Genomic DNA, 3,811 nt, shown 5'->3' with positions numbered 1-3,811 from the left:
AAAGTCTAAAATTACAAAATTGTATTCACTATTCCTTATTCTACTTAGAGTTTTAAACTAATAATAACTTTACTACATTTATAAAAAATTCAAAATGAAAGACTTTAAAACGATAGCTATTTTTAATTATCCACATGAAATCGTGGTACTTAGACATATTTTGGATCAAGAAGAAATTCATTATTTTTTCGAGAACGAACACATCATCTCCATTGACCCATTGGCAAGCTTTGCCTACGGTGGCATTCAACTAAAAGTACACCCAAACGATTTTGAACAAGTTCAAGAAATACTCGACAATTTAAATTCTAAACTTTCAATCGTTTAAAAATTTTCAAAAATTCAATTTTATTTTTGTTTTCAAATTTTAAAGTTGTCAACATATATTAAATACAACAAAAAGAAAATTTAAATTAAAATTAATTATTTATGGTTATTATAGTTTGTTAATAGTTGCTATAAATTTCTAAAAAAATGTATTGAAATGAAGTTTTAGCTTTTTATCTTGAGTTATTAACATGTTTATTTATACTTAAATTCCTGTTTTTTAGGATATTTTTCAAATTAGTTAACAACTGTTAACAATTCAAAAAAGAGATAAATTGTAAATAAGTGAATTTTGTTTCCTTGTTGAAAAACCAATTTTAAGTATTGATAACTTTTCTAAAAATTCAGTAAACTTTATTTGGATTTCTAATATAGGTTTTGGATTACTTATTTTTTGTTTACAAACACAAAAAACTTCTAAAATTCTATCTAAAGTTATAAACATTTTGTGTTAATTTAAGGTTATCTGAATATCAAGTAGTTACGTTTTGCTATTAACAATACAAAATATTAACATTTAAATTACATTCTGTGTATTGATTAGCAGACTGTTGTGTATTTATGGAAATGTTAATAAACTTCAAATTTTCTTATAATCAAGGAGTTGTATTGTATTTATAAAACAATGGAGAAGATCTTATTTCTTAATCTATTATTAGAATTGAATAACTATTTTTTGGCTTATATCTAAAATACTTTGGTTAAATTTGCAGTTCAAAATCTAATACAAAAAAAATGAAAATTTCGATAGGGAATGACCACGCCGGACCAGATTATAAAAAAGCAATAGTTGCAATGCTTGAAGCAAAAGGATATGAAGTGACCAATTACGGTACCGATACTGAAGCAAGTGTTGATTATCCTGATTTTGCGCATCCGGTTGCCGAAGATGTAAGTGAAGGTAGAGCTGATTTTGGAATTGTTATTTGTGGAAGCGGAAACGGAATTGCGATGACTGTTAATAAACATGCCAAAATTCGTGCAGGTTTATGTTGGACCAAAGAAATTGCAGTTTTGACAAGATTACATAATGATGCCAATATTGTTAGTATTCCTGCACGATTTACTTCTATTCCACAAGCAGTAGAAATTGTTGAAACTTTCTTGGCTACTGAATTTGAAGGAGGAAGACACCAAAATAGAGTGAATAAAATCGCTTGTCAATAAAAAAATTGCGGTGCTTCGCACCAAGTATTTAATTTAAGCTCAGTAAAAACTGGGCTTTTTTTGTTTTATAATGATATTATATCAAAATAAAACAAGGTGATAATGGCTATAATCTGAAGAGAAACAATTCCAAAAAATTTCAATAAATAACTTGTTTTAGCAGTTTTGTGCCGAAAAATTGACATCGCAAGCGATGAACCAATGATTCCACCCATAGCCACCCAAATCAAAAGTGTTTGTTCGGGTATTCTTCTTTTATTATTTTGAGCTAATTTTTTGTCGTAGCCTATTAATACAAAAGCGATTATATTAACGGCTAAAAAAGTATATAATAAAATCATAATTGGAGTTCAATTAAAATTTAAAGATAGTATTTTAGCATCTCTTTTTTCAACTAAAAAAGATTCCTTTTTAAACAGAAATTCACAATGACCAATTTACAATTCATTTCAAAACATGTTGCTACGGCACCTATAAATATTCAAAATACCGTTCAGTTACTGCAGGAAGACTGTACGATTCCTTTTATTTCCCGTTATCGAAAAGATAAAACCGGAAACTTGGATGAAGTTTTTATTGAGCAAATTGCCAAATTTCAAAAGGAGTACGAAGCTATAATAAAAAGGAAAGAAGCGATTTTAAAATCCATCCAGGAACAAAATGCTTTGACACCAGAATTGGATAAAAAAATCCAACAAAGTTTTGATCTGCAGGAATTGGAAGATTTTTATCTGCCGTACAAAAAGAAAAAAAGAACTAAAGCAGATGTGGCAAGAGAGAATGGATTAGAACCTTTGGCCAAAATTATTATGGCACAAAGTAAGGATGATGTTGATTTCTTAGCGACACAATATTTGAATGAAAATGTAATCAATGAGGAAGCGGCCTTGCAAGGTGCAAGAGATATTATTGCTGAATGGATTAATGAAAACATTTACGTTAGAAAACAACTCAGACGATTGTTTGAACGTAAAGCTACAATCACTACAAAGGTAGTTAAGTCCAAAAAAGAGGAGGAAGGAGCACAGAAATTTAATCAATATTTTGATTGGTCGGAGTCGTTAACCAAAGCGCCATCACATCGTTTGTTGGCGATTATGCGCGCCGAAAATGAAGGTTTTATAAAGTTCAAAGTCGATGTGGAGCTAGACGATGCTTACGATATTATTGACGAATTAGTAATAAAAGGAGATAACAGTACCACGCCACACATTCAGTTGGCGATAGAGGACAGTTACAAACGTTTGTTGAATCCAGCGATTTCGAATGAAACTTTACAAGAAGCCAAGGCTAAAGCCGATGCGAATTCGATTCAGGTATTTGCCAATAATTTAGGACAGTTGTTATTGGCTCCGCCATTGGGAGAAAAACGAATTTTGGCAATTGACCCAGGATTTCGTTCGGGTTGTAAAGTGGTTTGTCTGGATGAGAAAGGAGATTTGTTGTATAACGAAACCATATATCCGCATGCTCCGCAAAAGGAGGAAGCAATGGCGATGAAAAAAATCCGTTCGATGGTTAATGCCTATCAAATAGATGCGATATCGATAGGAAATGGAACGGCTTCGAGGGAAACGGAATTTTTCATCAAGAAAATTGCTTTTGACAAACCGGTTCAAGTGTTTATCGTTTCAGAAGCAGGAGCTTCGGTGTATTCGGCTTCGAAGATTGCGAGGGATGAGTTCCCAAATTTTGATGTGACGGTTCGAGGATCAGTTTCCATTGGGCGTAGATTATCGGATCCGTTGGCGGAATTGGTGAAAATTGACCCTAAAGCAATCGGCGTTGGGCAATATCAACACGATGTCGATCAAAATAAACTCAAAGAAGAACTGGACAATACGGTGATTCGTTGCGTGAACTCGGTGGGGATAAATATCAACACGGCGAGTAAGCATTTGTTGGGTTATGTGAGTGGAATAGGAGAGAAGCTGGCGGAAAACATTGTAGCATATCGTTCTGAAAACGGGCCTTTTACGGATAGAAAACAACTCAAAAAAGTGCCTCGTTTGGGCGACAAAGCTTACCAACAAGGAGTTGCTTTTATCCGAATTTCGAATGCGAAGAATCCTTTAGACAATTCGGCGGTACATCCCGAAGCATATGCTATTGTTGAAAAGATGGCCAAAGATTTGAAAATTACGGTAAACGATTTGATTGCCAATAAAGAGAAAACGGCTTTAATAAAACCAGAAAATTACATTACGCCCGATATTGGAGTTTTGACATTGAAAGACATTATTAAAGAGTTGGAAAAACCGGGATTGGATCCTAGAAAAGCGGCCACTGTTTTTGAATTTGACCCAAATGTAAAATC

At 32.9% G+C, this 3,811-nt stretch carries 4 protein-coding genes; 3 read left to right on the top strand and 1 reads right to left on the bottom strand.

Annotated elements, in window-relative coordinates:
• Positions 1-94: 94 nt before the first annotated feature.
• Both VFS71_RS05310 and rpiB read left to right on the top strand, forming a co-directional pair.
• Positions 95-328 (top strand): DUF2007 domain-containing protein, encoded by a 234-nt coding sequence (locus tag VFS71_RS05310; protein WP_326399814.1) that lies wholly within the window; start codon positions 95-97, stop codon positions 326-328.
• A 734-nt stretch (positions 329-1,062) separates the two neighbouring features.
• A complete protein-coding gene (gene rpiB, locus VFS71_RS05305) occupies positions 1,063-1,494 on the top strand; it encodes a ribose 5-phosphate isomerase B (protein ID WP_326399813.1) in 432 nt (143 codons plus the stop codon).
• Positions 1,495-1,559: 65 nt separating this feature from the next.
• Here rpiB and VFS71_RS05300 read toward each other — a convergent pair whose 3' ends face one another.
• Positions 1,560-1,835 carry a DUF1294 domain-containing protein gene (locus VFS71_RS05300; RefSeq protein ID WP_326399812.1) on the bottom strand — a complete coding sequence of 92 codons (276 nt, stop codon included), beginning with the start codon at positions 1,833-1,835 and terminating at the stop codon, positions 1,560-1,562.
• A gap of 87 nt (positions 1,836-1,922) precedes the next feature.
• On the opposite strand from VFS71_RS05300, the gene VFS71_RS05295 reads away from it, so the two are divergent.
• The coding region (locus VFS71_RS05295) for a Tex family protein (RefSeq protein WP_326399811.1) at positions 1,923-3,811 on the top strand (1,889 nt) is incomplete at its 3' end.

Source organism: Flavobacterium sp. (genome assembly GCF_035760125.1).
In the GTDB taxonomy this organism is placed as follows: domain Bacteria; phylum Bacteroidota; class Bacteroidia; order Flavobacteriales; family Flavobacteriaceae; genus Flavobacterium.
This window is presented reverse-complemented; position numbering and strand designations above follow the sequence as displayed.

What these genes read in the sequence shown, in the direction of transcription:
- VFS71_RS05300 (WP_326399812.1), bottom strand. Translation starts at nt 1,835, where the DNA reads ATGATTTTATTATATACTTTTTTAGCCGTTAATATAATCGCTTTTGTA.
- rpiB (WP_326399813.1), top strand. Translation starts at nt 1,063, where the DNA reads ATGAAAATTTCGATAGGGAATGACCACGCCGGACCAGATTATAAAAAA.
- VFS71_RS05310 (WP_326399814.1), top strand. Translation starts at nt 95, where the DNA reads ATGAAAGACTTTAAAACGATAGCTATTTTTAATTATCCACATGAAATC.